This window comes from Pontibacter amylolyticus (assembly GCF_014638845.1).
GTDB lineage: Bacteria > Bacteroidota > Bacteroidia > Cytophagales > Hymenobacteraceae > Pontibacter > Pontibacter amylolyticus.
Window position 1 is genome coordinate 66,581 of record NZ_BMFP01000007.1, and the last position, 26,649, is coordinate 93,229.

Here is a 26,649-nt window from a genome sequence, read left to right on the forward strand (position 1 = left end):
GTTAAATCATCAATACCTGAATTAATTGTTTCATTGTTAATTCGGCTATACCTTTAAATTTGTAGTTTCTGCGGGATACATCAGATTTACACACTGAGATCATCATGCTGAAAACAACAATTTAACCATCAACAATTTAACCATCAACAATTTAACAATTCAAAAATTGCTCCCCTTCCACCTTGCGGCAAATTACCTGCTTTACTGCCTCAGGGCTTTTAAGCTGCACGGAGTCCACTCCCCTTTTGTATTCGAGCTGTACCAAAATGTGATTCTGCACGAGGGGGATTATTATGCCTATCCGTTAATTGAGAAAATGAGGAGTTCGCTGCTGCTGGAAGACCGTGCTATACCTGTCACTGATTTTGGAGCAGGGCCCAAGGCGGGATTGAAGAAAAACCGCAAGATCAGCTACATCGCCCGCACCTCGGCCAAACCTGCCAAGTATGCGCAGCTGCTTTTCCGGCTGGTAGCCCATTTTCAGCCGAGAACGATATTTGACCTGGGCACTTCGCTTGGCATTACCTCCTCATACCTGGCCATGGCGAATAAGCAAGCTAGAGTCTATACCTTCGAGGGTTGCCCGTCGATAGCGGCTGAAGCGAAAGAGAACTTTGAAAAACTGGGGATTCCGCACGTACAGCAAGTGATCGGGAACTTGGATGATACACTATCAAAGCAATTGCAGAAAGTAGAACAGCTCGACTTTGTGTTTTTTGACGGAAACCACCGCTACGAACCTACCATGCGCTATTTCGAGGCCTGCCTCAGCAAGCACCACGAGCATAGCGTGTTTGTGATTGATGATTTGTATTGGTCAGCGGAAATGAAGCGGGCCTGGCAGGAGATCAGGCAGCATCCACAGGTGTGCCAGACCGTCGATTTGTTTTATATTGGCCTAGTGTTCTTCCGAAAAACACAACCCAAAGAGCGTTTTACGCTGCTGTATTAATCGTTCTCCTTCACCACCTGTGCTTGCCAGCCGCCATACACACCATTAAACTCCTCTGCCAACTGCCACAGTCCTAAGGTAATGGCATGGATTTCTTCTTCGGTAACAGCCTGTACTTTCGCTATAACGATGCTGTAGGGAACATCAGACTCATTTTGGTTCTTCCCTTCTTGCACCAAGGTATAGCCGGCTCCTTCTGCCTGGCTTTTAAAGGCAGCCCGGTCGGCTTCCGTTGCGAAGCTTATGAAATGCGACACAGGGCGGGGAATGTGGTGCTCGTCTCCCTGCTCATCCATCATGCGCAGAATGCGGTTGTTTTTGATACTCTGCATATCAACCGGCTCCGGAAATAGGAAGTCCAGGTATAGTCCCCAGTCAGGGTCGTGGAGGGTGTTGGAAGCGAAGGTATAGGCCGGGAAAGCTTGCATGATGTTGGTAGCGATCACCTCCGGCAGGGCCTCCTGTTCACTGTAAAAGTAGAAGCTGCGCTTACCGTCGTGCAGCAGTTTGCCCACAAAGGCTGCCTGCAGTGAGTTCTGAAATTCTTCCACCAGAGCTTCTTCTATCGCCTCCAGCTGTTCCCACTCAGCTTCATCGGCAGGAAATCCTTCTGCATCAGGTTGCTGCAAAGCTACGACGAGCTCAAAGGCACGCGATTTCTCAGGTATAGGAGCCACGTGTTCAAAGGCCAGATCGACGCTCACGCAGGCGGGGCGCTCATTGATGTCGCAGAAATAAACTTCCCACTCAGGGGTATGGGCAGGTACGGTCATAGGTATAATCTGAAAGAAACAAGGAGAGCATCAACCACGGTCAATGCTCTCCTTTCATACGTGAATGAGTAGCTTAGCGAACAGCCTGGCGGATGCGGACCAACTTTTGGAGCAGGCCTTCAAGCTGGTCTAAGGGAAGCATGTTGGCACCGTCCGACTTGGCGATGGATGGCTGCGGGTGCGTTTCGATGAACAGACCATCGGCCCCAACGGCAATAGCGGCTTTGGCAATCGTCTCGATCAGGGCGGGTTTGCCACCGGTTACACCAGAGCTTTGGTTCGGCTGCTGCAGCGAGTGCGTCACGTCCATCACCACCGGAACGCCATTCGTCTGCATTTCAGGCAGGTTGCGGAAATCCACCACCATATCCGAATAGCCGAAGCTGTTGCCACGATCGGTCAGGATCACTTTGTCGTTGCCCGACTCGCGTACCTTATCCACGGCAAAGCGCATGGCCTCACCTGACAGAAACTGTCCTTTTTTGATGTTAACCACTTTGCCTGTTTTAGCGGCCGCTACCAGTAAATCCGTCTGGCGGCACAGGAAAGCCGGGATCTGCAGCACGTCCACATACTCCGCCGCTATGGCTGCTTCCGCACTTTCGTGGATGTCCGTTACGGTAGGTATGTCAAAGGTATGGCTCACCTTCTGCAGGATGCGCAGCGCTTTTTCATCGCCTATACCTGTAAAGGAATCCAGGCGGGAGCGGTTGGCTTTGCGGTAAGAGCCTTTGAAGATCAGTGGAATCTCTAGTTTATCGGTGATCGTTACCAGTCGCTCGGCGATCTGCAGGGCCATTTCCTCGCCCTCGATTGCACAAGGTCCGGCCATCAGAAAGAAGTTGCCGGAGCCGGTGTGTTTCAGTTTTGATATTTCGAACATGGTCAGTATCTAGGTTTAAGCCTTTCGGCCTGCAAAGTTACGGGAAAAATTTAGTGATTTAGTGATTTAGTGAATGAGTGGTTGAGTGATTTAGTGATTGCTAAATGGCTAAATTGTTAAATTGCTTATTGATGTCTGGAGGGCCGATGATTACCTTCACCAACACAGGCTTATCTCTGTCAATTCGACGATAGGTGAAATCTGAAGTATTGGTTGGAGGATGAAATAATCCAGATCTCTCCTATCGTCGAGATGACAGGCGGGGATAATCTAAATTTTAACTTTCTACCTTTTTAACTTCCCAACTTCTTCAACTCCATAAACAGCTCTCTCCCCTGCCGTGGGGGAATAGAATTGTAGGCGGTTTCGAAGTGGAGGAACTCGAAGTAGGGCTCGAAGTAGGCGCGGTACTCTTCGCGGCTGCCACCGAAGGGTGGCCCGGCGTGCTCAAACGTGGTGTCGAAAAGCAGGCCGACCAGTTTTCCTCCCGGTACTAACAGTTCAGCACATCTACGGGCGTAGTCTGGTCGAAGACTTGGGTCGATCGCGCAGAAGAAGGTTTGCTCCACGATCAGGTCGAACTGGCTGTCAAGCTCGAAGAAATCCTGGAGCAGCAACTGGTCCTTGGGGAAGTCCGGCACCCGTTCGGAGAAGCGATGCAGCGGCGCCTCGGCAACATCGGCTACATAGGTATGCACAAAGCCCTTTCGGAAAAGATACTCCGCTTCGTAGGCGTTGCCACAGCCCGGCATCAGAATACGCTGCCCCTTGTTAGTCAACTGATCAAAATATTCGCGAAGTGGCGGCGTTATAGCCCCAACATCCCAACCCGTCTGGCCGAGTTGGTAGCGGTTTTGCCAGTAGTCGGCATTAAATTCTTGTTTCATCTTGTATGATAATAGAGCAAAAGTCTTAAATTTGAAACTTGCATACGCACCATTCCAGACACAAAATGCTTAAAAAATGAGTACGCTGGAAAAAAAAGACACCCAAAACGAACATCAGCCCATGAATCCTTCTGAAAAACGAAGCAACCGCAAACTCCTGATCAGTGGTCTCCTTGTCATCCTGATTAGTATTAACGGCATCCTGCTTTACATGAATTATCAGAAAAAAGAGAAAAATGAGGAGCAGGCCGAGGTGATCCGTGTGAAAGATAAGGAGCTGGAGAACCAGATTAAAGTGTACGAAGCCCTGAAAGCCGACTTTGAGCGCCAGAGCCAGGAACTGCAGGCTATGGGTCTTGAAAACGACTCGCTGGAAGCCCAGATCGCCTCTATTTCGTCTGACCTGAACGAGCTGCGCGGTTTCCGCAAGAGCAGCTACAGCCTGGCCGACCAGCGTCGTTTCCGCGACCGTGCACAGGCCTTTGAGCAGCAACTGAAGCAGAAGGACCAGGAAATTGCCACGCTGAAGCAGGACAACGAAGTGCTCTTCACAGAGAACACCTCCCTCAAAACAACCCAAAACCGCCTGAGCGACAGCCTCACCACCATGAAGTCGACGAATGAGAACCTGGTGGAGAAGGTAAAGGTGGCCTCCCGGCTCGAAGCGCAGCGCATGAACGTTAAGGTGGTGAACAAGCGCGGCAAAGAACTGGATGACAAGGACAACGAGTTCAGGGTAAAAAATGTGGAGAAGATCCGCGTAGCTTTTAACCTGGGCAAGAACGACGTGGCACCACGTGAGCCGAAGACGATCTACATGCGTTTGATCGAGCCAGACGGAGCTGCCCTGTATAACTTGTCTACTGGTTCAGGCTCGTTCCAGATCGACGGCGAGGACATGTACTACACGGCCAAGCGCGACATCGTGTTCGATAACACGCAGCAACAGGTTAGTTTTGTGTACAGCAAGAACGCCGAGTACAAGAAAGGCCAGCATACCATTGAGCTTTATGCCGATGGCTTCCTGATCGGGACAACCAGCTTTGTGCTGAAATAACATAAACCCTATAGTCTGAAAGCCCTGTCCATTAGGCCGGGGCTTTTTTTGTGCCTGTCTATACCCATGTAAGGTATAGCCTGACCAAATGTTATCGCAGGTATAGGTGTAAGCTTATCCTACGTTCACTTATCTGCTGCTTTAGCCAGGTATAGCAAGGGCCATTCAGACTACGCTTTCAGGTATAAAGCTCCGTTCAAACAATTCAAACCATAAAAAAAACCCTATCCTGAGGAAAGGGTTTTAGTCCATCGTTCACATGAAATTCTCTAACGCAGGCGTTAGAATTTAATCAACAAGAATCTTTATTCCACCAGCATACTGCTGCGGTGTTGTATTACTTTAAAGCTCTCCACCATCTTCACCGACTCGTGCACATCTTCTGTAAAAATAGCTACGAAGGAACCCGGCTCAGCATTTTCCAGCGCATAGGCAATGGCACGCATCTCTTCCGGAATCACCTTCACCTGCTTGTGCGGTGCCACGTCTTCTATACCTTGCAGCATCGGCAGGGTGATCTCTTCAGGTGTCTTTCCGCGCAGGTCGTTGTCCAGCCGGATAATGATCTCGTCGAAGATCTCCCCTGCCACCTGACCTAACTCGTAGAAATCCTGCGTTCTACGGTCGCCAACGCCGGCAATGATGCCAACCTTGCGCGACACGTCCAGGTCTTCCATAAAGCCGCCGATGGCCTTCAGACCGCCCACATTGTGTGCGTAGTCCACCAGCACCTCGAAGTTCGGGAACTGGAACAGGTTCATGCGACCCGGCGTTTTGTCCGGCGAAGGTATGAAGGTGCGCAGGGCACGCTTAATATCTTCTATGTCAAAGTGCGATACATAGCCAGCCAACGCGGCGGCCAGTATGTTCTCTATGTTAAATTTCGCTCTTCCTCCAAAAGTCAGCGGTACATCTCCCACCCGGTCGATGCGGATCTTATAGCTATTTTTGAAGATCGAGATGTACCCGTTTTCAAAAACTGCCGCCAGTCCACCTTTTGCAATGTGCTTGAGGATGCGCGGGTTGTTCTCGTCCATACTAAAGAAAGCCACCTTGCACTTTAAGTCCTCAGCCATGGCGTAAACCAGGTCATCGTCTGCGTTCAGGATGGCGTACCCATCCTTGCTTACACTTTTCGGGATCACCGACTTCACGTTGGCCAGGTCCTCCAGGGTATGGATGTCACGCAGCCCCAGGTGATCAGAACTCACGTTGGTCACAATGCCAATGTCGCACTGATCGAAGCCCAGCCCTGAGCGCAGCAAACCGCCACGGGCACATTCCAGTACCGCAAAGTTGACGGTCGGGTCTTTGAGCACGAACTGCGCACTGTAAGCCCCTGTGGTATCGCCTTTCTCGAGCAGCTTGTCCTGTATGTAGATGCCCTCGGTGGTCGTATACCCAACCTGATAGCCTTTGCTCTTGACCATGTGCGCGATCAGGCGCGTGGTGGTCGTCTTCCCATTGGTTCCTGTCACCGCCACGATGGGGATGCGGGCCGGCTTGGTATGCGGAAACAGCATGTCAATGACCGGCTCGGCTACGTTGCGCGGCAGTCCGAAAGTTGGCGAAATGTGCATCCGGAAACCAGGCGCCGCATTCACTTCCAGTACCGCACCGCCCGCTTCGTTCAGCGGGATGGCAATGTCGGTCGTCATCACATCAATGCCGCAGATATCCAGCCCCACCAGACCGGCAATGCGCTCGGCCATCAGGATGTTGTAGGGATCCACTAAGTCAGTAACGTCGGTTGCCGTGCCTCCAGTACTTATGTTAGCCGTACTTTTTAGGTATAGCACCTCGCCTTCGGGCAGAACCGATTGAGTAGTAAGCTCTTTGGCCTTTAAAATATTTTTGGTGTGCTGATCAATTTTAATGCGGGTCAGCGCCTTTTCGTGCCCCACACCCCTCCTCGGGTCTTTGTTCTCGCGGTCCACCAGCTGCTTGATCGTGGAAACACCGTCTCCAGTTACCATGGCCGGGGTGCGCTTGGCGGCTGCCACGAATTTGTTGTTGATGACCAGCAGGCGGAAGTCGAAGCCCTGGATGTAGCGCTCCACCATCACGGCCTCTGCATACTGCTTAGCAGCCGCCAGTCCTTTGAGGGCATCTTTCCAGGTGGTAATGTTGATGGTAGCGCCCTTGCCATGGTTGCCGTCAAGCGGCTTGAGCACCAGCGGGTAGCCGAGTCGGTCGACAGCGCGCTTCAGTTCTTCCTGATCGTAGACGGTGGTGCCTTTGGGGACAGGTATACCTGCTTCGTCGAGCAGTTCCTTGGTGGCATTCTTATCGCCGGCAATTTCTACGGCGAAGCAGGCAGTGCCACAGGTCATGGTAGCCTGAATGCGCTTTTGGTTCACACCATAGCCCAGTTGTATGAGCGAATGCCGGTTGAGGCGGATGTAAGGTATACCGCGGCTCTGCGCCTCCGATACAATCGAGTAAGCGCTCGGTCCAAAGTACTCGTCTTCCCGGATTTGGTGCAGCCGGTCAATGTCTTCATCGAGTTTATACTTCTCTCCTTTGATCAGCGCCTGGGTGATGCGTAAGGCGGCGTGTGCGGCATACTCACCGGCGCGCTCCTCCTGGTAAGAGAAGATGACGAAGTGCGTGCCCTGTTCGTGTGCCATGTAACAGCGCCCATAGCCACTATCCATACCTGCCAGCGTTTGCAGCTCCAAGGCCACGTGCTGCACGACGTGGGCAAAGGTAGTACCTTCTTCCACGGACTTAAAGAAACCGCCAGCCACGCCTTCGGCGGCGCGGTGCTCATACATGTCGGGGAACATACGCTTGAGTCGGGCTGCAAAGCCGGGCACTTCGTGGGTAAGGGTATCCGCCAGTTCTTCGAGGTCCAGCTTCAGTACAATGATTTTGGGATGCTCAACAGACCAGTAGTTTGGTCCGCGCATGATGCGCAAGTCTGTAATCTTCATGGGAATGGGTAAGCAGCTTGTATTGCCTGTCAGATATGTTGTAGGTGTTGAAGGAAACAGCAACTTTAAAATTGCCTGCTTGCAATACGTTTTAAGCTGACAAAGGATATAGCGGCTTTTGAAAAAACAGGACTATTGAATTGAAGTGATTGGGGAATAATTACTTAGGTATGGAAAGCAGCTGAGGCAGTAGTAGAACAGCTGATTTGTGGCTTTGTAAATGAGTGTTATACCTGTCTACTTTTTGTCTGAATCAGGATTTAATGATTTCACCGCCCCCTAACCCCCTCCTAAAAACAGGAGGGGGAATGCTGCATGATTGTCATCCCCCTGACCCTCCCGAGAGGGGGACTTTACTCTACCAGCTTCTTTCTGCCATCCTGGAAGGAGCTAGGTAGAAGGGAGGACAGGCAGTTGCTATAACCCACCCCTGCCCCTCTCTTTATAGAGGGCCCCTACCCCAGAGGGGAATTTTCTGCTGCTGCCCTTTCACAGGTGTAAGCGGTGTAGTTATAGCAGTTCTTTTGCTAGACCGGGTCCAACCACCCCTGCCCCTCCTTGTCTAAGGAGGGGAGTCTGTTGCTGCCAATTTATAGGTATAAGCACTGTTGCATTTGCAAATACTCTCACGTACCGCTGGCAGGTATAGCAAGACTAACTTGCCCCGGAAGCGATGAAACAAACAGCATAAGCTAGGTGCACTAAATGACGCTCCACTGTTTGAGCGTTCAGCGAGTTTGGAGCGTCTTGATTTTTTTGCTTACTTTTTTCATCAAGGAAAAAAGTGAGGCCCGCCCGGCCAGGGCATACGGTGCCCGCCGCACAGGCGAAGCAATGAAATAAGTCAGGTGGCTATACCTGCAACAGCCGCCGCTACAAAGCAATACAGTTATCTATACCTATGCCTATACCAGAGGCCCCACCACAGCAGTCACGAGCGCGGACGCTCGCGCCATGGCTTATGGCTCTAAAGTAATGTGGGATTTTAACTGGTAGGCACAAAAAAATCGCCCGGTCAGAATTACTGACCGGGCGATGAAGAAGAGGTAACGAGCGGATTCGAACCGCTGTAGCAGCTTTTGCAGAGCTGAGCCTAGCCACTCGGCCACGTTACCCTGAATGGAGTGCAAATATAAGCAGAGAAGTATGCTTATCAAACATTCAGGCCATATTTTTTAAGCACCAGCAGGTATAGCGCTAAGTATAAGCCCCTTATTTTTTCAAATAGAACGCACGGGATTATTTAGGAAGCGGTGCTCCTACCGGTACGGCGCAGTCGTGACCAGGCTGACCGTGCGGCGGATTCGTACCGGCTGCTACCGAACCAGATACCTGCGGCTGGAAAGTAGGCTGGGGTGCCGTCAGTCTGGGCTGTGCTGGCAGATTGAGCGGGGCGCCCACTTCGATGTCGCAGCGGTGACCTGGCTGGCCGTGCTCCGGATTCAGGGCCACATCGCCTGCTGGCGCAGCCGTAGCGGCGTTACTGCTTGCCGGCACAGTAGTAGACTGGGCAGCTGTGCTGGTGGTCTTATTGTCTTCTGAGCAAGCGCTAAAACCAATCAGGGCAGCAGCCAGCAGTACGTTAAGGGTAGTTTTCATGCAATGATTTAGAAAATTGAGCGGCCTTCCGCGCCTGCCATCCTTTTGGCAGACCAGGGCGCTTTGGTTACAACCGACAAGCTACCAAAAAGGTGCCGCAAAAACAAAATCCTCCCGACATACGGCGATCGTTGCCCTTTCAAAAACCCTTGCGGCTTGTCATAACTTTATCTCCCCTTTCAGGGTATATTCAGAAAAACCGCTACGCGCAGGCGGCATAGTCCGAAACAGTTGCAGCCACGCTGCCGTACCCATGCTTGTTTGGACTGTTACCCTTTACAATAACACCATATAAACCCTGGCCATATCAGCCAGTCAGCGGTGCAGAAGAGAACAGGCTCCGGCCCCATACCTTCAGAGCCCGTAACGTTTACCTTTATGAACAGACTTCTATTCCTTGATGCATTAAGGGGCATTGCCGCACTCTCTGTGGCCCTTTTTCATTATACTTCCGTGTATCGCAGCCTGTACGGCCACAGCTTCTCCCCTGCCTTTGACTTCGACTACGGCCTGTTTGGGGTGGAGCTCTTCTTTATGATCTCCGGCTTTGTGATCTTCTTCAGTTTCGACCGGATCAAGAGCGGCAGCGAATTCCTCTTCAACCGGGGCATCCGGCTATACCCAACTTATTGGTTCAGCATGATCACGACCTTTGTGGTAGTGCAAACATTCGGACTGCCCGGCTTCGAAACCACCTTTACTGATATGCTCGTCAACCTGACCATGTTCCAGAAGCTGGCCCGCGTGCCAGACGTGGACGGAGTATACTGGTCGCTGTTCTCGGAGTGGATGTTCTATCTGATGATGCTCGGCCTGTTCATGACCAACAACCTGAAGCGCATCCTGTGGGTGGGGCCTGTTTGGGTGCTGCTGAGCCTGGTGCACAAGTACGCGTTCAGTTTCGGTCCGGTGGGGGCTATTCTCAACCTGTACCACGGCGTTTTCTTTTACGCAGGCATCCTCTTCTACCTGCTTATGAAACAGCCTGAAAAGAAGAACGTCATCCTCGGGCACCTGTTGTTCTGTATCGCCTGCATTGTGGCCCTATACCTGCCGGAGGGCTTGCCGCATACGCTGGTCGTGATCTCTTTCTTCATTATCTTCTACCTTGGGCTGCTGGGTAAAATGGAGTTTCTGGTGAACAAAGTGCTGCTCTTCCTGGGGAGTATCTCCTACGCGCTCTACCTGATCCACCAGTTTATCGGCTATGTGATCATCAATGAGACCAGGCACTTGTTTGGCGACAGTCTGCTGGTGATCGTGCCGCCATTAGTTATTACCCTCACTGCCGCCTGGCTGATAACAAAGTACATTGAAAAGCCGGCTGTGAGTCGTCTCAAAACCTGGTACAAACGACGCGCAGGCCATGCGCTGCCACAGGAGAAGAAAGTGCCTGTCAGCGGTTTTGCCAAGCCCGAGACGGTTACGACGAAATAGGTATAGCGAGGCTGAAACTAGGCTCCGGCCTGGGTATAGGCGACAGCCAATTCGGCTCCTAGTCGGGCATTGTTTTTAATCAGCGCGATATTGGCATCAAGGCTTTCACCGTGGCTGTGCTCGGCGATATACTTTAAAAGAAAAGGGGTAACGGCTTTGCCTTTAATGTGCTGCTGCGCGGCGGCATGCAGGGCCTGGGTGATGTACCACTCCATTTCCGGTGCCGGCACTTCAAACTCTTCAGGTATAGGATTGGCGATCAGCACGGCCCCGTTCAGACCCAGCTCCCACTTCGTTCGCAACAGATTGGCTATTCCACGGGGGGAATCCAGCCGCAAAGGAGAGGCAAAGCCACTTTGGCGGGAGTAAAAACTCGGGAACGCATCCTGCCCGAAAGTAACAACCGGTATACCTTTAGTTTCGAGGTACTCCAGGGTCAGCCCGATATCCAGTATCGACTTGACTCCCGCTGACACCACCGCGACGGAGGTTTGCCCCATTTCAGTCAGGTCGGCCGAGATATCCATGGTGGTCTCAGCGCCCCGGTGCACCCCACCGATGCCACCCGTCACAAACACACGTATACCTGCCATGGCGGCAAGGCGCATGGTCGCGGCGACGGTCGTAGCGCCATCCAAACGCTGGCTAACGACGTAGGGCATATCCACCAGACTCACTTTCCAGACATTCTTCGCCTGGCCCAGGTGCTCGATCTGCAGCTGCGAAAGGCCTACACAGCACTTGCCATTCAGAATTGCGATCGTAACTGGTATAGCGCCAGCTTCCCGCACCACTGCCTCTACCTGCAGGGCCGTCTGCACGTTCTGCGGAAAAGGCATGCCGTGCGCAATGATGGTCGACTCGAGGGCCACCACTGGCTTGCCTTCGGCTAGGGCCTGCTGCACTTCGGGATGAATTTCCAGGTACGAGTTCATGGGGTATACTGATTCTTTTGCTGGACTACTTAAAATTGAAAGATTAATGCAGGTTAGTCTCCTATTCTTATACCGGATCAGGTTATCAAAATGTTGGCAAACACGACTCGAATAGCAATCTAATGGTTCGTTGTCTAGTCTTTACGCTCGTAGATCAACTGAACGACTCCGGACCTGAACCTGTTCACCTCGAGCAGGCTGAGGTTGATTCTCTCTTTCAGGTCTTGGAACAGCGGTTTGCCTGCTCCCAGTACGGTGGGGTGCACGGAAATCCGGTAAATGTCAATCAGCCCATGCTGGATGAAGGTTGTGATGAGTTTTGACCCTCCATACAACCAGATGTCTTTGCCGTCCTGCATTTTCATCTCAGCAATCTTTTCAGGTATACCGGAGGGAATAAATGTGGCCTTGCTGTCCTGCCGCTCCTGGCTAGAGAAAACGATCTTCTCTTTAGAATGCACGGCTCCCCAGATGGCCTTCTCTGTTTCACTTGCATTGGCATCCGGTTCAAAATTGCCCCACATCTCGTAGCTCACCCGGCCGTACAGGATCGTGTCTATACCTGCCAAGAAGCCTTGAAAGTCCATGTCGTCGTCCAAGATACACCAATCCACTTCGCCATTCGGTCCTTCAATGAATCCGTCGAGGGTGACGGCCAGGTCTAAGATTACTTTTCGCATAAGGTAGAGGTGTTGTGCTATGTCGGGTAAAGTTATTTAAAGTGAAACGTGCTTGTGCAGCCGATGGGTGAGGCATCAGCCGAAGCATATGGTATAAACCTTGTTAGGAGCTTGCATTTTATGTCTTCTACTTTGACTTCTCGTAATAGTAGCGGGTATAATTTTCACCGTCTTTCCATGTAATTGTCAGTTCATTTTCAGTCAGCTTATTTATAATTCCTGTTTCAGTCTTAGAGTCTTTTTTCTGAGTAATAATATTTTGATTTACCGCAAACTCAGCAAAGTCAGAGTTCTTGTTTCGTCTGTAGGTGTCATCTTTAACTTCTATTATGAAAGGCTTTTCCAGCTTCATAGCATTTAGGTGTTCTCCAAACTTATAGACACCTTTATAGGCAGACCATTCCCCTTGTAGAAGCTCAACATTTATTTCATCCTTTTGGACACTCGAAGCTGTTTCATACACTTCCCAGTCGATGCTTTTATTCTCCACTGTTGTTGTTGACCCTACCTTTTCTGCCGCTTTAGGAGAGCATGCACTTAACACTCCAATGAGTAGAACTACTAAAATTTTCTTAGTTTTCATTTATTCTTTCAATTATTGATTGCTCCTTGCGGTTAGTACATAAGGCGGACGAGGCGTAGCCGAGTATAACTTATGTGCCGTGTTGGTGGAAATAGTTTTTCTATTATAGGTTCTTCAATTGACGCTCGTAAAAGTCCATTGCCTCTTGCTGAACAAAGTCAGTTGCAACAGGATTTACAGTTACTCTTTTCAACTCCTGCATAAGCTGATCCTTTACATCCAAGTTGGCCGTCTCCGAATTGATAATCCTGTTTAGAAGAATGAGGGCCAGGTATGTGGGTTTCCTTTCTAAAGATTCTAAGACTTGGCTGGTATAGTTTGTAGTATTCCCTTCATCCAGCCACTCTATAAAATGTATAAGAGACCATGATATAAACTCTTCATTTTCTTGTCTTTCTATAAAGCAAAGTAGTCGATTGATAACTTTCTCTTTCAGATCCTTATCCAACTCAAGATTCTCCAATGAAGAACTGATTTCAACAATGAAGACGTCTACTTCATTTTCATCCGATAACTTAGAGTTCTCTAACCTTGATAGTATCTCTTCAATTTTCATTTTTTAATTCTATTCCCACCAACGGTACTCGTACAGGTGACGAGTGAGGCATCAGCCGAACATGATACCTATGCTTTGTTACCCGAAGTTATTCTTCCTTTTTAGTACTCTTCAATTATTACTCTATCTCCACCTTCTTTCAGATGCTTGTTCAATTTATATTCTGATAGCAAGTGAAAAGTAATCACATTTAAAGCTAAGCCACCTACTAATCCTAATAGAGCAAAGTAGTTCTTATTCCTTCTGTTTCTTATCATTGATACAAGTACAATAATCAGATGAATCAAAGAGAAAGTAGCAAAGCAAAATATAGTAGCTATATCACCCCCTGACTTATTCCAGAAGATTAGGATGAAGAACCAAAAGTAAGTTAAGCTAATAATCAGGTTAATGAATACTTTTGATTTCATACTTTTAATTAAGGGTAACTACCCGCTAGCAGGAGTACCTACTCCCATTTTCTGCACTATGTGGGGAGTTAGGAAGCCGTTAACAGAAGACCTCCTTCCATCACAGGTATAGCATTAAGCTAATATAACATACATTTATGAACACTTAATCAGCGCATGATATTTTTCAGGTATAGCTGACAGACTAACCTAAAACAAAAAAAAGGCCCCGGATTGCTCCGGGGCCTTTCTGTTATAGGACAAGCTTAGTACTAAGCGTTGTTCTCTTCTTCAGCAGACGTGTCGTCAGAATCTTTTGCCTTTTTAGCGGCAGCGGCTTCCAATTTCTTCACGCCAGCTTCTTTCTCGTTGTCGAGCATCTTCTCTTTCAGAGCAGAAAGGGCATCCAGGTCACCAAGAGTAGACTTGTTCTCTACTTCTTTCTGAACTTTTGGAGCCTTCTCCTTCTTCTCACCAGCAGCTGCAGGAGCAGCTTTCTTAGTGGCCTTCGCGATACGCGCGTTGTCAGCCTCAGAGTAAGTAGCTGTGTGCGAAAGGATGATCTTACGGTCGTCCTTAGAGAATTCAGTTACGCGGAAGTCAAGCGTTTCGCCTGCCTCTACCTGCGAACCGTCTTCTTTAGCAAGACCTTTCGGGAAAGAGAAACCTTCGATGCCGTATGGCAGCTCCAGTGTAGCGCCTCTGTCTGATTTCTCAAGTACAGTAGCTTTGTGCACTGAACCTACGTTGAATACAGACTCGAATGTATCCCAAGGGTTCTCCTCCAGTTGCTTGTGACCAAGGGCCAGTCTTCTGTTCGCCACGTCCAGCTCCAGAACAACTACGTCCAGGTTCTCACCAACTTTCACGAACTCAGATGGGTGCTTGATCTTCTTAGTCCATGACAGGTCAGATACGTGTACCAGACCATCAACACCTTCTTCCAGCTCCAGGAACAGACCGAAGTTAGTCAGGTTACGAACTACGCCAGTGTGCTTCGTGCCAACTGCATACTTCGTGATAACGTCTTCTTTCGTCCAAGGATCTTCAGTAAGCTGCTTAATGCCCAAAGACATCTTGCGCTCTTCGCGGTCAAGCGTCAACACAACTGCCTCTACCTCATCGTTCTGCTTGATGAAGTCTTGTGGGTTGCGCAGGTGCTGTGACCAGCTCATTTCAGAAACGTGGATCAGGCCTTCAACACCTGGCATAAGCTCCAGGAATGCGCCGTAATCAGCCACGTTCACGATTCTACCCTTCACGCGTGAGCCAACTTCAATTTCAGCTGGCAGTGCGTCCCATGGGTGAGGAGTAAGCTGCTTCATGCCAAGAGAAATACGCTTCTTGTCATCATCGAAGTCAAGCACTACCACGTTCACCTTCTGGTCAAGGTTCAATACTTCTTCTGGGTGATTGATACGTCCCCAAGAGATATCTGTGATGTGAAGCAGACCGTCTACGCCACCAAGGTCGATGAACACACCGAAGTTTGTCATGTTCTTGATAACACCTTCCAGAACCTGACCTTTCTCCAGGTTGTTCAGGATGGCTGCACGCTGCTGCTCGAGGTCTTTCTCGATCAATACTTTGTGAGATACTACCACGTTGTCGAAAGCGGCGTTGATTTTCACAACTTTCACTTCCATCTTCTTACCAACGAACACGTCGAAGTCACGGATCGGCTTCACGTCGATCTGAGAACCTGGCAAGAAGGCTTCAACACCGTAGAGGTCCATGATAAGACCACCTTTGGTTCTTCTCTTCACTACACCTTCCAGAACGTTGTCGTTCTCAAGCGCGTCATAGATCTTAGCCCAAGCGCTAACGATCTTCGCTTTCTTGCGGGAAAGGATCAACTGGCCGTTCGGGTCTTCTTGGTCTTCGATGAACACCTCAACCTCGTCGCCCACTTTCAGCTCAGGCAGGTCTCTGAATTCAGATACCGGCACCAGGCCGTCAGACTTGAAACCGATGTTCAGGATCACGTCACGCTCAGTGATACCTACCACGATTCCTTTAACAACCTCCTGCTCCTGAACAGTAGTCAGGGTGTCGTCATACATTTTTTCCATTTCAGCGCGCTCGTCTTTGCTGTAGCCGCCACCGAAACCTTGGGTCTCAAACTTGTCCCAATCAAAATTGTCTGGAGAATTACTCATAATGTTTTACTGCTCTGAAGAAGCCACCGACTTAGAGCAATAGGCCGGTTTGGTTTGGTTTTACATTTCCCCGAACGTGTTGCCGGGGCCATTCACTCGAATGAAGGGGCAAAAGTAAGAAATACTTAGAAAACAAGCTAATATTTATAGGATAAGTTCCAAGAAGACTGTATTGGATTAAGTTGCTGTAGTAGAGGGGATTGCCAAGGGTTGTATAGGTTTTGCTGTGCGGATGTCGCAAAGGCTGATTTCGAAAGGTATAGACTATACCTTGCTCTGGCTTGCAGGGCTTTGGATGGCGTGAGCGTCCGCGCTCGTGTCTTCTAAAGTGAGGCCTCTTGCTCAGGTATAGGTATAGGTATAGCTAACTGTATTGCTTTGTAGCGGCGGCTGTTGCAGGTATAGCAACCTGCATTGCTCTGTAGCTTGCCCTGGCCGGGCGGGCCCTTCTTTTTGTCTTGACACAAAAAGAAGGCAAAAAAGTCAAGACTCCCCAAACTCGCTGAACGCTCGAACAGTGGGTAGTCATTTGGTGCACCTGGCTGAAGTGATCTGTTTCATTGCCAGCGGGGCAAGTTACTCTTGCTATACCTGTCAGTGTTTGGTGTGTCAGTAACTACATAGCTTATACCTACGAAATGGCAGTTTCGGATTCCCCGCCTGGGGGAAGGGGCCCTCTTAAAGGACAAGGAGGGGTTAGGGGTGGTTGGACCCGGTAAAGCGAAAGAACTACTGAAACCATAATGCTATACCTGAAAACCGGCAGCGGCAGAGAGTCCCCCTTCGAAGGGAGCAGGGGGATGACAATCATGTACATGAAACTGCGGAAACTACAAGGTCTATCCTATACATTGGCAACTGCAGGAATTTCTCCCAGTGGTAAGGCCCCTCGACAAAGAAGAGGTCAGAAAGAAGACAATCTCCAACAGGCACAGCTACTACAGCCTCTAACAATGCAACAGCCCAAAGCCCACTCCGGGTTAATACTCTTTGCCAAATAAGAAGCCTGAAGACAACGGTCTTGCCATCAGTAACCCCTCTTCAAAAGGCGCATCCTATACCTTATCTATAACCGAGATTTCCGTTGCCCCTCTGAAAAGCAGGTCACAATCCAACCACAACAGCCGCAAAACAGCTTACAAACCCCAGACACGACAAGTCAAAAACACAAGTCATACCTTTACTATAGGTCAGCTACCAGTAAAATCTGAATACCAAAATGATAAACATACCTGACTAAATATATTAGCAACCTTATATTCCTACTTTTTGGCTACTTTCAGGTAGGCTTGCCAGTCCTCGTTCGAGTCGTTCAGGTGCTGTTGCAGGAAGGTATAGAGGGATGGACGAGAGGGGGTGCGGTGCAGTTTCAGGCCGGCTTCTTCGGGGGTTCGGTCGCCTTTGCGGGAGTTGCACCTGGAGCAGGCCGTTACGATGTTATACCAGCTGGTCTCCCCTCCCCTGGAACGGGGCAGCAGGTGGTCCAGGGTCAGGTTGCGGTTGGTGCCGCAGTACTGGCAAAGGAAGTTATCGCGCCGCAGGACGTTGTGCCTGCTAAGCGCTATACCATAATAAGGAACTTTGACGTAGCGCTGCAGCCGGATGACCGAGGGAACAGGATAGGAAGTGCTGACAGTGCGCAGAACAGCGCCGTTGGCTTTGGAGATGAGCTCCGCTTTTTCGAGGTATACGAGCAAAAAGGCCCTGGTCACCGTGCAGACGGCGATCGCGCTGAAGTCCTGGTTTAATATCAGCACTTTGTCTCTCATGACCTTGCTTTGAACTTATGCTATAGCTTCTACGAGAATTAACTAACTCGTTATAGCCTATGTTCAAAGAAAAACGCTGAAAATCAGGAAAAAATACGCTTGATGATACGTAGATTGTGGGAGTAGCGCTTGCGTTCGGCATTGTAAATACCGTTGTGGTCCAGCGTGTCGATGCGGATCTCGCCATGGGCGTGCATGATATGCTGGCCGTCCAGCATAATGCCCACATGGGTTATGCGACCCTCTTCGTTGGCAAAATAGGCCAGATCGCCGGGCTGCGTCTGGGTGGCAAAGTGCACCTCGTCCCCTACCGCCACCTGCTGACTGGCGTCGCGGGGCAATTGGTAGCCGCAAAGGCCGTATACCTGCTGCGTAAAGCCCGAACAATCGATCCCAAACATGGACTTGCCACCCCACAGGTAGGGCGCTTTCAGGAAGCCAAGGGCCAGTTTGGCAAGCTGGGCCGTCGTAACCGGCACAGCGGGGTTCGTGGCACGGCCGCTGTACTGGTAGCTCTGCCCGTCGATGCGGAGGCTCATGCCATCGAAAAAGGGCAAATAAGCCCCTATACCTACCGGGATGCGCATATCGGCGTTGCTCACCACCTGCACAATATCCAGCGCCCGCGGATGCTGCGCCGCCTTCCACTCCTGGTAATAGCCAGTCGACACAGGCACATATTGCTTGTAGTCAATCCAGCCGGTATACTCGTCGGAGGCCAACTTCACCTGCACCCAGTTCCCCTGCTTACTAAGTACCTCCAGGCACTCGCCAAAAAGCACCTGCGTTACCATTTCTGCCTTGTCAGAAGGCTCAGCGCGCATCGGCACCAGACTAAGCATGCATATTCCGTAGTCCATTTTTCTGTTGAGTGAATGAGTGAGTTGGTGATTGAGTGAGTTCTAATTTGGTGATGGAGCGACTGAGTGATTAAGCAAATGTATAAATTAAAAGGACATTGGTGTAGGAACAGGTCGCGACCTGTCCGAATCGTGCACGAGCTATACCTGCTCGAATTCTGCACTGCTATACGTGATTGAATCGTTCATCAATAAGCAATTAACAATTTAACCAATCACTAAATCACTCCATCACTAACTCACTCAATTACTTAATATCCGCTCCTGTCCAGTTCGCGTTTTATGTCCTTTGCTTTGATGTCTTCGCGCTTGTCGTGCAGCTTCTTACCGCGCGCCAGTGCAACCTCTACTTTAGCAAAGCCGCGCTCGCTTATGAACATCCGGGTAGGGATCATCGTGACGCCCTGCTCCTGCACACCCTTCTCCAGCTTCCGGAGTTCGCTCTTGTTGACAAGGAGCTTGCGCACCCGCGTAGGCTCGTGGTTGAAGTGCGTGCCTTCGGTATAGGTGGAAATGTGCACATTGTGCAGGTATAGCTCGCCGTTGTGCAGCACACAGTAGCCGTCCTGCAGGTTCACCTGGCCCTCCCGGATCGATTTGATCTCCGTGCCTTTGAGCATGATGCCTGCCGTATACTTGTCCAGGAACTGGTACTCAAATGAAGCCCTGCGGTTCTGGATGTTGACGTGCTTCTTGATTCTGTCTTTATCTTTTGCTTTCGTCATGCTATTTTGTTGGAGCCAGCACCCTGGCCAGTTTGTCTTTCTTTAAAATCTTCTGCCCGGTCTCTCCATCCGCCACCAGCCTGTCTCCGACCCGGGCCTCAAAGCTACAAATTACGCTGTTACCTTCCTGCGATTTTAGTTTTGCACTTATTTCAATAATATCACCCTCAAATGCCGGACTTTTATGATTGATAGTCAGAAAGGTACCTATACCCTCTTCATCTTTTTCTTTCATTTCCAACACAAACAGCCTACCTGCCCACTCAGCCGCCTGCGCCAGCGAAAAGGTAGAGCAAACCGCATGCACCAGCCCATCGTCAAAACGTGCAAAGTCCGCCGCTGTTACCGTTTTGCGGTATACCTGCGTGTCGCCGATCTGGAAGGGGTGTTTCATTTTAGGTTGAGTGATTGAGTGATTGAGTGAATGAGCGAGTTAGTGAATGGTTGAATGGTTGAATGAAAAATTGTCAGAATCAGGATTTACAGGATTTTAAAATTTTCAGGATTAATACAGAAGAATAATCAATATTGAGAATCCTGTCAATCCATTAATCCTGTAAATCCTGATTCTGACAAACTATACCTGTGCACGACTCGGACAAGTCGCGACTTGCCCCTACAAAAAACTAATCCTGCAGTAACTTTATATTCACTCCAACACTCAATCATCAAAACTTCATCCTCGGTTCCGGGCTCACGTACTGGTCAGCGAAGTCACCTTTAAGGTATTGGTAATGAGCTGTGATGGCTATCATACCTGCATTATCGGTGCAATACTGAAAAGCCGGGATGTAGACGTTCCAATCGTACTTTTTGGCGTAGTCCTGCAGGGCCTGGCGCAAGCCGGAATTGGCCGATACACCACCGGCAATCGCCACTTCTTTTATGCCCAGGTCCTTGGCTGCCTGTACCACTTTCTTTAGCAGGGTCTTAATCAGGGTATACTGCACGCTGGCACAGATATCGGCCAGGTTCTCCTGTACGAAGTTCGGGTTGTCTTTCGTTTTATCCTTAAGGAAATAGAGCACCGAAGTCTTGATGCCGCTGAACGAAAAGTCGTAGCCGGGCATGTTGCCAACCGGAAAAGCAAACGCCTTCGGGTTACCCTGGGCTGCCGTCTTATCGAGCATGGGTCCGCCAGGGTACGGCAGGCCCAGCATTTTGGCCGTCTTGTCGAAGGCCTCCCCTACGGCATCGTCCGTGGTCTGACCAATGATCTCCATGTCCAGGTGATCTTTTACGAGCACGATCTGGGTATGGCCACCGCTCACGGTCAGGCACAGGAACGGGAAGTTGGGTTTGGGATCGTCGATAAAGTGGGCCAGGATGTGCGCCTGCATGTGGTTTACATCGATGAGCGGGATGTTGAGGCCCAGTGCAAAGGACTTGGCAAAAGAGCTGCCGACCAGCAGGGCGCCGAGCAAGCCCGGGCCGCGGGTAAAAGCCACTGCATTTAAGTCAGATTTGTTTACATTTGCTACACTCAAGGCCTGTGCCACCACCGGAATGATGTTCTGCTGGTGTGCTCTCGAAGCAAGCTCCGGCACAACGCCGCCATATTTTTCATGAACGGCCTGAGTAGCAATAACATTCGACAAGACTTTGCCGCCACGTATAACGGCAGCAGATGTTTCGTCGCACGAAGATTCAATCGCTAATATTGTAGGTTCGGTCATCTTTTGGAAAAAGAACAGTCCATAAATTACTTCAAAGTTATAGGAAAAGCCATTCTAAAAATAGTTTTGGCGGTAATCCTGTTGCTTTTGGTGGCATTTGCGGTTGTCTTTGTGGCCATTCGCTATCCGGGCGTACAGACCAGGGTGGCCCAGAAAGCAGCCGAGTACATTTCCCGTACCATCGACCACGAGGTGACCATCGGCCGGGTAGACATTGAGTTCTTCAGCAATGTGATCCTGGAGCAGGTAAAGGTGCTCGACTACCGGGGCGAAGAACTTTTTTACGTGGGCCGTGCGGAGGCCGATATCAGTCTCTTCTCCATCTTTAAACCAAACACCCTGGGTATAGCTACCCTGGAGCTACAGGAGCCCCGGGCGCACTTGATCCAGTACGAGGGAACCGACACACTCAACATGTCGACCTTCATCCGGTCACTCGGCAACCTTATCACCAAAGACACGACCAAGGCGAGCCAGCCCTTTGAGTTTTCCATCGAAGAGTTGGTGATCAAGAATGGACACTTCAGCTACGACGATTTTAACCGTCCGCGCACCGATTACGGCATCGACTACTTTCACCTGGCCATCGACAGCATTTCGGCACGCTTCACGGAGTTCGAGCCAGGCGACACGCTCAAAGTGCGGGTAACGGACCTGACAGCCCACGAGCGCCCTTCAGGTATAAGACTGCACAACCTCGATGTGCTGATGACCTACGCCTCTACCTTCTGGGAGTGGGACGAGCTCGACCTGCGGGTGAACGATAGCAATGTGCAGGAGTACATCCGCTTTGACTACAACCGCTTCGGCAACTTCTCCAACTTCATAGACAGCGTAACCGTCACGGGGCGGATCAAAGACACGCGTCTTTACTCCCGCGACATTGCCCTGTTTGCCCCCCCTATCCGGGAATATGACGAGAATGCCTACATCGCCTCTGCCGAGGTAGAAGGTCGCGTGGCGGAGTTCATGGCAACGAACCTGGATATAAGGTATGGCAAGAACACCCATATAGTGGGTACCATGAACGTGGACGGTCTGCCTAACTGGGGGGAGACCTTTGCCAACATTCGCCTGCGGCCCTCCACTTTAAATGCCGAAGACATCAAACAGTTTCTGCCAGCCGACGCCTATACCATCGCCTCCCGTCTGGGAACTGTGAAGGTAGACGGGCGCTTTCTGGGTTTTTACAATGACTTCGTGGCCAACGGCAGTTTTGTCACCGCGCTGGGCAATGTGCAGTCCGACATTAACATGAAGATCAACCGGGCCAACAACACCTCCTCTTACCGCGGCCGCCTTAAAACCCAGAACTTCCATGTAGGTCGCCTGATCGGGGAGCCCGATGTCATTAAAACGATTACCATGGATGGCAGGGTGGTCGGTTCTGGCTTTACGCTAAAGGATGCCCGCCTGCAGATTAACGCCGACATCGCCCAGCTCCACCTGCTCGACTATAATTACCGCAACATCCGCACCGATGGCACCTTCAGGGGCCAGCGTTACGAAGGCCACTTTGCCATTGCCGACCCGAACCTGGCCTTTACAGCCAACGGTGAGGTGAACCTGGCAAACAACAACCAGGCTTTCAATCTGAGGGCTGACCTGAGCAAAGCCGACCTGAAAGCCCTGCGCATTACGGATAAGGCTGTAACCGTGCAGGCCAATGCCGACCTCAACTTCCGCGGCCTGCGCCTGGATGATTTCGAGGGTACCGCTTTTTTTGACAGCGCTTCTGTTACGTACGAGGGCCAGCGCATCGCGCTGGATACCATCCGGGTGCAGTCCTATATCGGTGAGGGCATTCGCAGCCTGACCCTCCGCTCCACGCCACTGGCCCTGCGGGTGAGCGGCGATTTCCGGTACTCTGCCCTGATCGAGGATCTGAAGCAGCTGGTGGATGAGTATAAGCTGAATTTTGAAAGCAACGACGTCGCCACGGCAGCCTATTACAAGCGAAAGCGACCGTCTACCCGGCCCGAGTACAGCCTGGACTACGATCTATACCTGCGGCAGGTCAATCCCCTGATCCATCTCTTCGTGCCCGAGCTCACCATTTCTGACTTCTCCAAACTGGAGGGCACCTTCCGGCACGGCAACACGGTCATCCTGACATCTTATGCACGTATAGATACAATATTGTATGACGACGTCACCCTCTTCCAAAACGACATAGAGCTTAGCACTTCCAAGCTGCAGCACAGTCCGGATGTGCTGGCCAGTGCCCAGTTCACGTCAGAGAAGCAGGTGCTGCCCTCTGTGGGAGAAACGGAGCGCCTCCTGCTGGAAGCGATCTGGAGCGAGCGCACCATCGGGTTTTACACCAACCTGCTGCAGCCTGCCTATAACAACCAGGCGACCGTGGTGGGCGATGTCAACTTTCTGCAGGACCGTCTACAGGTCGTGTTTGGTCGATCCAATATCACCCTGCGCGAAACGCCCTGGGCCTTTCAGCCTGGCAGCATGGTATACATCAGCGAAAGCGGAAAGCGGCTGGATTTCGAGGAATTGATACTTTCCAACCAAAACCAGATCATACGGGTGGACGGCGCCATTGGGCAGGATCCGGGTAGTACGCTGGTGGCCAGCATCAAGAACTTTGACCTGCGTAACCTCAACCCGCTTATGCCAGAGCAGATCCGGGGGACGCTTAATGCAGAGCTAACGGCGCAGGACGTTTATAACAATGCCATCCTGAACGCCGGGATGCGTGTGGACTCTTTTTACCTGGACGATGTATTGATTGGCAACATTCAGGGAAAAGGAGATTGGATCAACGCCCAGCAGCAAATGGTGGTGGATGTGGACATTGACCGCAACAACAAGAAGGTACTGACCCTGACCGGCAACTACTACCCCCGCGCCGAAGAAGAACAGCTGGATATGCTGGCCGTGCTCGACGAGACCCAGCTCAAGATCGTGGAACCGATCCTCAAACCAATCATGTCGGAGATGGAGGGCACCATGGAAGGACGCATCCGGGTGCTTGGCAGGCTGTCGGCGCCGGTGCTGACTGGTTCGGTGATGGTGACCGGCGGACAGTTCCGCTTCGATTACCTCGGCACGACCTACCGCTTCTCCGACCGGGTATACTTCGGGGCCAACAGCATTAGCTTCCGTAATGCCCAGCTGCGTGACCTCTATGGCAACGTGGGTTACGTGACCGGCGGCATCGCCCACGACGGTTTCCAGAACATGGTGCTCGACCTGAACGCCCGCTTCCGGAACATGATGATCCTGAACACGACCTACGAGCAGAACGAGCTCTACTATGGCACTGCCTTCGGCACAGGTACCGCCACCGTGCTGGGCCCGGTGGACAACCTCAAGATAGACGTGAATGCCCGGAGCAACGCCAACACCCGCATTGTGGTGCCTCTTGACAATCAGACCGACCTGGCCCGCAAAGACTTCATCCGCTTCGTGAACCGCAATGTAAGCGACTCGACCGGTGTGGCCGTGGCTGTGGAAGAGCAAAAGGTAGATTTGTCAGGCATCAACATGAATTTTGACCTCGACGTGACCGATGATGCCTATTTTGAGATCATCATCGACCGGCAGACGGGTGACGTGATCCGGGGCTCGGGAAGCGGGCAGATCCAAATGACCATCGACACCCGGGGTGAGTTTAACATGTTTGGCAATTTTGTGATCGCCAACGGGGCTTATAACCTTAACTTACTGGAAGGCGTGGTATCACGGGAATTCCGGGTGACGCCGGGTGGCACCCTCTCCTGGAACGGCGACCCGCTTGACGGGGTCATGGACATCCGGGCCACCTACGTTCAAAATACCCGAATAGACAACCTGATACAGAACGGCGCTCAGGCAGGCAACATACAGGGTAGCTACCCCGTAACAGCGATCGTTGACCTGAAAGGCCCTATTTTGACGCCGGACATACGATTGAACCTTGATTTCGAAAACTTACCTGCCAATGCGAGATTGGCCCTTGAGCCGATTCTGCTAGGTATACGAAACGATGAAAATGAACTGAACAGGCAGGTATTCAGCTTGCTGGTACTCCGTAGGTTGGCGCCACCCGGCACATTCTTTGGCGAGAACCCAGGGGCGGCGGCAGTGGGCGGCAGTCTGGGCAGTTTGCTCACCGGACAGCTGAGCGGTTTCCTCAACTCCATCGACAGCAACCTGGAGATCGACATAGGCCTGGGGGACATCAGCCAGGATGATCTCTCCGCCCTTCAGCTGCGGCTGAGCTACTCTTTCTTCCAGGGCCGTCTGCGTGTCAGCAGTCAGACAGGTTTGGGATCAAATACGACACCACAGGCCGGGCAGGCAGGCGGCACCTACCGCAATGCCTACCAGGGCAGTTGGTCTGTTGAGTACTACATTACCAAAAGCGGCGAGTTGCGCGCGCGTCTGGAGTACAACACTTTGCCGACCAACTATGGCCGTATTACCAACACCCAGCGGCTCAGTTTGCTGCACACCAAGCACTTCGACAATCTGCGGGAGCTCTTTGGACGGGACCGGGAACGTCGCCGCGAACGTCGACGGGAGCAGCAGGAAGTCCCTATTATCCTTGACTCCGACCCACGCATGAATCTGTAAAGCCCGGAACACCAGCCGGGCTTTTTGCATTAGCTGGCCGGAAGCACCTCATATTTAAATAATATTTCTATTTTTGCACGGAAGCGTATCGTATGGCAACAACTACAACCAGGACAGTTAAGAAGAAGAAGCTCGGCAATTACCCGCATGCCATGGTGGTGTTCTCCATCTCCCTGGCCCTGTTCGTGATCGGCCTGTTCGGCACGCTGCTGATTCATGCCGGTAAGCTGTCGGATATAGTGAAGGAAAGCATTGAGATGCAGGTATACCTGGATCGCAACCTGACGCAGGTGCAGCTCGACCGTCTGCAAAAAACCCTGGCCGCGAAAGAATACGTGGCTTATAAAGGCGATACGGCCCAGGTTCGGTTCCTTTCAAAAGAAGAGGGCGCCAAGGCATTCTTAGAAGAAACAGGCGAGGATTTTACCGCCTTTCTGGGGGACAATCCGCTTCGTGACACTTATGTGCTCCGGATTAACGCCGAGAGTTCCAGCTCAGCCCAGCTTAAAGGTATAAAAAATGATATTGAGGGGATCGAAGGAGTGTACGAAGTGCAGTATGTCGAAAGCCTGATCGAATCGATCAACAGCAACATAAAGAAAATCAGCATGCTGCTGCTTGGCTTTGCAGGTATACTGGTGCTGGTGGTCATTATCCTGATCAACAATACCATCAAACTTGCGTTATACTCCCAGCGTTTCCTGATCCGGAGCATGCAATTGGTGGGGGCCACGTCGTTCTTCATACAGCGTCCTTTCCTTAACCGTGCAGCTTTTCAGGGTATCATCAGTGGTATAATTGCCTCTGTCCTGCTATTTGCGCTGATGCAGTACGCCTACCGTGAGATCACGGAGCTGAGCCTGCTCAAAGACGAAGAGCAGCTGTACATGCTCATGATCGCGCTGATCGTGCTGGGTGCCGTGATCGGTTTCCTGAGCTCTTACCGCGCTGTCCGCAAATACCTGCGCCTTTCACTAGACGAACTATATTAATATGGAAAATAAGAGCAAGCTTGCCTTTGGCAAAAAAAACTACATTCTGATGCTGGTTGGCATTGTTGTGCTGGCCGTTGGTTTTATCATCATGACGCTCGATAAGGAACAGTATGGCCTGGGCTTTCTGGGCATCACGCTGGGCCCGATCGTAGTGATGGCCGGCTTTGTGATCGAGCTGTTTGCGATCATGGTAAAAGATAGAACACACGAAAACACAGAAGATTAG

23 protein-coding genes and 1 tRNA gene are annotated in these 26,649 nt (G+C 51.0%); 6 read left to right on the forward strand and 18 right to left on the reverse strand.

Annotated features, from left to right (window positions below; genetic code table 11):
• Window positions 1-316 precede the first annotated feature (316 nt).
• Window positions 317-952, forward strand: coding sequence for an O-methyltransferase (locus tag IEV97_RS16660; protein ID WP_229734000.1), 636 nt, complete (start codon window positions 317-319; stop codon window positions 950-952).
• Here the strand turns inward: IEV97_RS16660 and IEV97_RS16665 are convergent.
• The 3 genes from IEV97_RS16665 to IEV97_RS16675 form a co-directional block, all read right to left on the reverse strand.
• Window positions 949-1,725 (reverse strand): DUF695 domain-containing protein, encoded by a 777-nt coding sequence (locus IEV97_RS16665; protein ID WP_188502633.1) that lies wholly within the window; start codon window positions 1,723-1,725, stop codon window positions 949-951. The genes IEV97_RS16660 and IEV97_RS16665 overlap by 4 nt on opposite strands.
• Before the next feature lie 73 nt (window positions 1,726-1,798).
• Window positions 1,799-2,608: a 3-deoxy-8-phosphooctulonate synthase gene (kdsA, locus tag IEV97_RS16670; RefSeq protein ID WP_188502634.1), complete on the reverse strand. Its 810-nt coding sequence runs from the start codon at window positions 2,606-2,608 to the stop codon at window positions 1,799-1,801.
• A 293-nt stretch (window positions 2,609-2,901) separates the two neighbouring features.
• Window positions 2,902-3,495 (reverse strand): methyltransferase, encoded by a 594-nt coding sequence (locus IEV97_RS16675; protein WP_188502635.1) that lies wholly within the window; start codon window positions 3,493-3,495, stop codon window positions 2,902-2,904.
• A 76-nt stretch (window positions 3,496-3,571) separates the two neighbouring features.
• On the opposite strand from IEV97_RS16675, the gene IEV97_RS16680 reads away from it, so the two are divergent.
• Entirely contained in the window at window positions 3,572-4,552 is a 981-nt protein-coding gene (locus tag IEV97_RS16680) for a DUF8428 domain-containing protein (protein ID WP_188502636.1), read from the forward strand.
• A 305-nt stretch (window positions 4,553-4,857) separates the two neighbouring features.
• Here IEV97_RS16680 and cphA read toward each other — a convergent pair whose 3' ends face one another.
• The 3 genes from cphA to IEV97_RS16695 all read right to left on the reverse strand — a co-directional run bounded on the left by cphA (window position 4,858) and on the right by IEV97_RS16695 (window position 9,087).
• Entirely contained in the window at window positions 4,858-7,488 is a 2,631-nt protein-coding gene (cphA, locus tag IEV97_RS16685) for a cyanophycin synthetase (protein ID WP_188502637.1), read from the reverse strand.
• Window positions 7,489-8,532: 1,044 nt separating this feature from the next.
• A tRNA-Cys gene (locus IEV97_RS16690) sits at window positions 8,533-8,603 on the reverse strand.
• A gap of 124 nt (window positions 8,604-8,727) precedes the next feature.
• Entirely contained in the window at window positions 8,728-9,087 is a 360-nt protein-coding gene (locus IEV97_RS16695) for a hypothetical protein (RefSeq protein WP_188502638.1), read from the reverse strand.
• A gap of 378 nt (window positions 9,088-9,465) precedes the next feature.
• Here IEV97_RS16695 and IEV97_RS16700 point away from each other — a divergent pair, with 378 nt between their 5' ends.
• Window positions 9,466-10,524, forward strand: a complete 1,059-nt coding sequence (locus IEV97_RS16700) for an acyltransferase family protein (RefSeq protein ID WP_188502639.1) — start codon at window positions 9,466-9,468, stop codon at window positions 10,522-10,524.
• Window positions 10,525-10,541: 17 nt separating this feature from the next.
• Here IEV97_RS16700 and IEV97_RS16705 read toward each other — a convergent pair whose 3' ends face one another.
• The 12 genes from IEV97_RS16705 to tsaD all read right to left on the reverse strand — a co-directional run bounded on the left by IEV97_RS16705 (window position 10,542) and on the right by tsaD (window position 20,856).
• Window positions 10,542-11,459, reverse strand: coding sequence for a pseudouridine-5'-phosphate glycosidase (locus IEV97_RS16705; protein ID WP_188502640.1), 918 nt, complete (start codon window positions 11,457-11,459; stop codon window positions 10,542-10,544).
• A gap of 134 nt (window positions 11,460-11,593) precedes the next feature.
• Window positions 11,594-12,139: a dihydrofolate reductase family protein gene (locus IEV97_RS16710; RefSeq protein WP_188502641.1), complete on the reverse strand. Its 546-nt coding sequence runs from the start codon at window positions 12,137-12,139 to the stop codon at window positions 11,594-11,596.
• 127 nt (window positions 12,140-12,266) lie between these two features.
• Window positions 12,267-12,722 (reverse strand): hypothetical protein, encoded by a 456-nt coding sequence (locus IEV97_RS16715; RefSeq protein WP_188502642.1) that lies wholly within the window; start codon window positions 12,720-12,722, stop codon window positions 12,267-12,269.
• 103 nt (window positions 12,723-12,825) lie between these two features.
• Window positions 12,826-13,278, reverse strand: a complete 453-nt coding sequence (locus tag IEV97_RS16720; RefSeq protein ID WP_188502643.1) for an Imm30 family immunity protein — start codon at window positions 13,276-13,278, stop codon at window positions 12,826-12,828.
• A gap of 101 nt (window positions 13,279-13,379) precedes the next feature.
• The gene (locus IEV97_RS16725) at window positions 13,380-13,688 is read right to left on the reverse strand and encodes a hypothetical protein (RefSeq protein ID WP_188502644.1); all 309 of its coding nucleotides are present in this window, start codon (window positions 13,686-13,688) and stop codon (window positions 13,380-13,382) included.
• A 251-nt stretch (window positions 13,689-13,939) separates the two neighbouring features.
• Entirely contained in the window at window positions 13,940-15,826 is a 1,887-nt protein-coding gene (gene rpsA, locus IEV97_RS16730; RefSeq protein ID WP_188502645.1) for a 30S ribosomal protein S1, read from the reverse strand.
• A 323-nt stretch (window positions 15,827-16,149) separates the two neighbouring features.
• Entirely contained in the window at window positions 16,150-16,293 is a 144-nt protein-coding gene (locus IEV97_RS16735; RefSeq protein WP_188502646.1) for a hypothetical protein, read from the reverse strand.
• A 795-nt stretch (window positions 16,294-17,088) separates the two neighbouring features.
• Window positions 17,089-17,595, reverse strand: a complete 507-nt coding sequence (locus IEV97_RS16740; protein ID WP_188502647.1) for an HNH endonuclease — start codon at window positions 17,593-17,595, stop codon at window positions 17,089-17,091.
• 83 nt (window positions 17,596-17,678) lie between these two features.
• Complete coding sequence (locus IEV97_RS16745; protein WP_229734001.1) at window positions 17,679-18,455, reverse strand: NlpC/P60 family protein; 777 nt, start codon at window positions 18,453-18,455, stop codon at window positions 17,679-17,681.
• Window positions 18,456-18,706: 251 nt separating this feature from the next.
• The gene (gene smpB, locus IEV97_RS16750) at window positions 18,707-19,180 is read right to left on the reverse strand and encodes an SsrA-binding protein SmpB (RefSeq protein WP_188502648.1); all 474 of its coding nucleotides are present in this window, start codon (window positions 19,178-19,180) and stop codon (window positions 18,707-18,709) included.
• A 1-nt stretch (window position 19,181) separates the two neighbouring features.
• Entirely contained in the window at window positions 19,182-19,574 is a 393-nt protein-coding gene (locus IEV97_RS16755; protein ID WP_188502649.1) for a thioesterase family protein, read from the reverse strand.
• A 274-nt stretch (window positions 19,575-19,848) separates the two neighbouring features.
• The gene (gene tsaD, locus IEV97_RS16760) at window positions 19,849-20,856 is read right to left on the reverse strand and encodes a tRNA (adenosine(37)-N6)-threonylcarbamoyltransferase complex transferase subunit TsaD (RefSeq protein WP_188502650.1); all 1,008 of its coding nucleotides are present in this window, start codon (window positions 20,854-20,856) and stop codon (window positions 19,849-19,851) included.
• Window positions 20,857-20,922: 66 nt separating this feature from the next.
• On the opposite strand from tsaD, the gene IEV97_RS16765 reads away from it, so the two are divergent.
• The 3 genes from IEV97_RS16765 to IEV97_RS16775 all read left to right on the forward strand — a co-directional run bounded on the left by IEV97_RS16765 (window position 20,923) and on the right by IEV97_RS16775 (window position 26,649).
• On the forward strand, window positions 20,923-25,428 hold the full coding sequence (locus IEV97_RS16765) for a translocation/assembly module TamB domain-containing protein (protein WP_188502651.1): 4,506 nt from the start codon (window positions 20,923-20,925) through the stop codon (window positions 25,426-25,428).
• 92 nt (window positions 25,429-25,520) lie between these two features.
• Entirely contained in the window at window positions 25,521-26,420 is a 900-nt protein-coding gene (locus IEV97_RS16770) for a cell division protein FtsX (protein WP_188502652.1), read from the forward strand.
• A 1-nt stretch (window position 26,421) separates the two neighbouring features.
• Window positions 26,422-26,649, forward strand: coding sequence for a DUF3098 domain-containing protein (locus IEV97_RS16775; protein WP_188502653.1), 228 nt, complete (start codon window positions 26,422-26,424; stop codon window positions 26,647-26,649).

Bases quoted from the DNA above. Each gene is read 5' to 3' on its own strand.
- IEV97_RS16660 (WP_229734000.1), top strand. From the start codon at position 317: ATGAGGAGTTCGCTGCTGCTGGAAGACCGTGCTATACCTGTCACTGAT.
- IEV97_RS16665 (WP_188502633.1), bottom strand. From the start codon at position 1,725: ATGACCGTACCTGCCCATACCCCTGAGTGGGAAGTTTATTTCTGCGAC.
- kdsA (WP_188502634.1), bottom strand. From the start codon at position 2,608: ATGTTCGAAATATCAAAACTGAAACACACCGGCTCCGGCAACTTCTTT.
- IEV97_RS16675 (WP_188502635.1), bottom strand. From the start codon at position 3,495: ATGAAACAAGAATTTAATGCCGACTACTGGCAAAACCGCTACCAACTC.
- IEV97_RS16680 (WP_188502636.1), top strand. From the start codon at position 3,572: ATGAGTACGCTGGAAAAAAAAGACACCCAAAACGAACATCAGCCCATG.
- cphA (WP_188502637.1), bottom strand. From the start codon at position 7,488: ATGAAGATTACAGACTTGCGCATCATGCGCGGACCAAACTACTGGTCT.
- IEV97_RS16695 (WP_188502638.1), bottom strand. From the start codon at position 9,087: ATGAAAACTACCCTTAACGTACTGCTGGCTGCTGCCCTGATTGGTTTT.
- IEV97_RS16700 (WP_188502639.1), top strand. From the start codon at position 9,466: ATGAACAGACTTCTATTCCTTGATGCATTAAGGGGCATTGCCGCACTC.
- IEV97_RS16705 (WP_188502640.1), bottom strand. From the start codon at position 11,459: ATGAACTCGTACCTGGAAATTCATCCCGAAGTGCAGCAGGCCCTAGCC.
- IEV97_RS16710 (WP_188502641.1), bottom strand. From the start codon at position 12,139: ATGCGAAAAGTAATCTTAGACCTGGCCGTCACCCTCGACGGATTCATT.
- IEV97_RS16715 (WP_188502642.1), bottom strand. From the start codon at position 12,722: ATGAAAACTAAGAAAATTTTAGTAGTTCTACTCATTGGAGTGTTAAGT.
- IEV97_RS16720 (WP_188502643.1), bottom strand. From the start codon at position 13,278: ATGAAAATTGAAGAGATACTATCAAGGTTAGAGAACTCTAAGTTATCG.
- IEV97_RS16725 (WP_188502644.1), bottom strand. From the start codon at position 13,688: ATGAAATCAAAAGTATTCATTAACCTGATTATTAGCTTAACTTACTTT.
- rpsA (WP_188502645.1), bottom strand. From the start codon at position 15,826: ATGAGTAATTCTCCAGACAATTTTGATTGGGACAAGTTTGAGACCCAA.
- IEV97_RS16740 (WP_188502647.1), bottom strand. From the start codon at position 17,595: ATGAGAGACAAAGTGCTGATATTAAACCAGGACTTCAGCGCGATCGCC.
- IEV97_RS16745 (WP_229734001.1), bottom strand. From the start codon at position 18,455: ATGGACTACGGAATATGCATGCTTAGTCTGGTGCCGATGCGCGCTGAG.
- smpB (WP_188502648.1), bottom strand. From the start codon at position 19,180: ATGACGAAAGCAAAAGATAAAGACAGAATCAAGAAGCACGTCAACATC.
- IEV97_RS16755 (WP_188502649.1), bottom strand. From the start codon at position 19,574: ATGAAACACCCCTTCCAGATCGGCGACACGCAGGTATACCGCAAAACG.
- tsaD (WP_188502650.1), bottom strand. From the start codon at position 20,856: ATGACCGAACCTACAATATTAGCGATTGAATCTTCGTGCGACGAAACA.
- IEV97_RS16770 (WP_188502652.1), top strand. From the start codon at position 25,521: ATGGCAACAACTACAACCAGGACAGTTAAGAAGAAGAAGCTCGGCAAT.
- IEV97_RS16775 (WP_188502653.1), top strand. From the start codon at position 26,422: ATGGAAAATAAGAGCAAGCTTGCCTTTGGCAAAAAAAACTACATTCTG.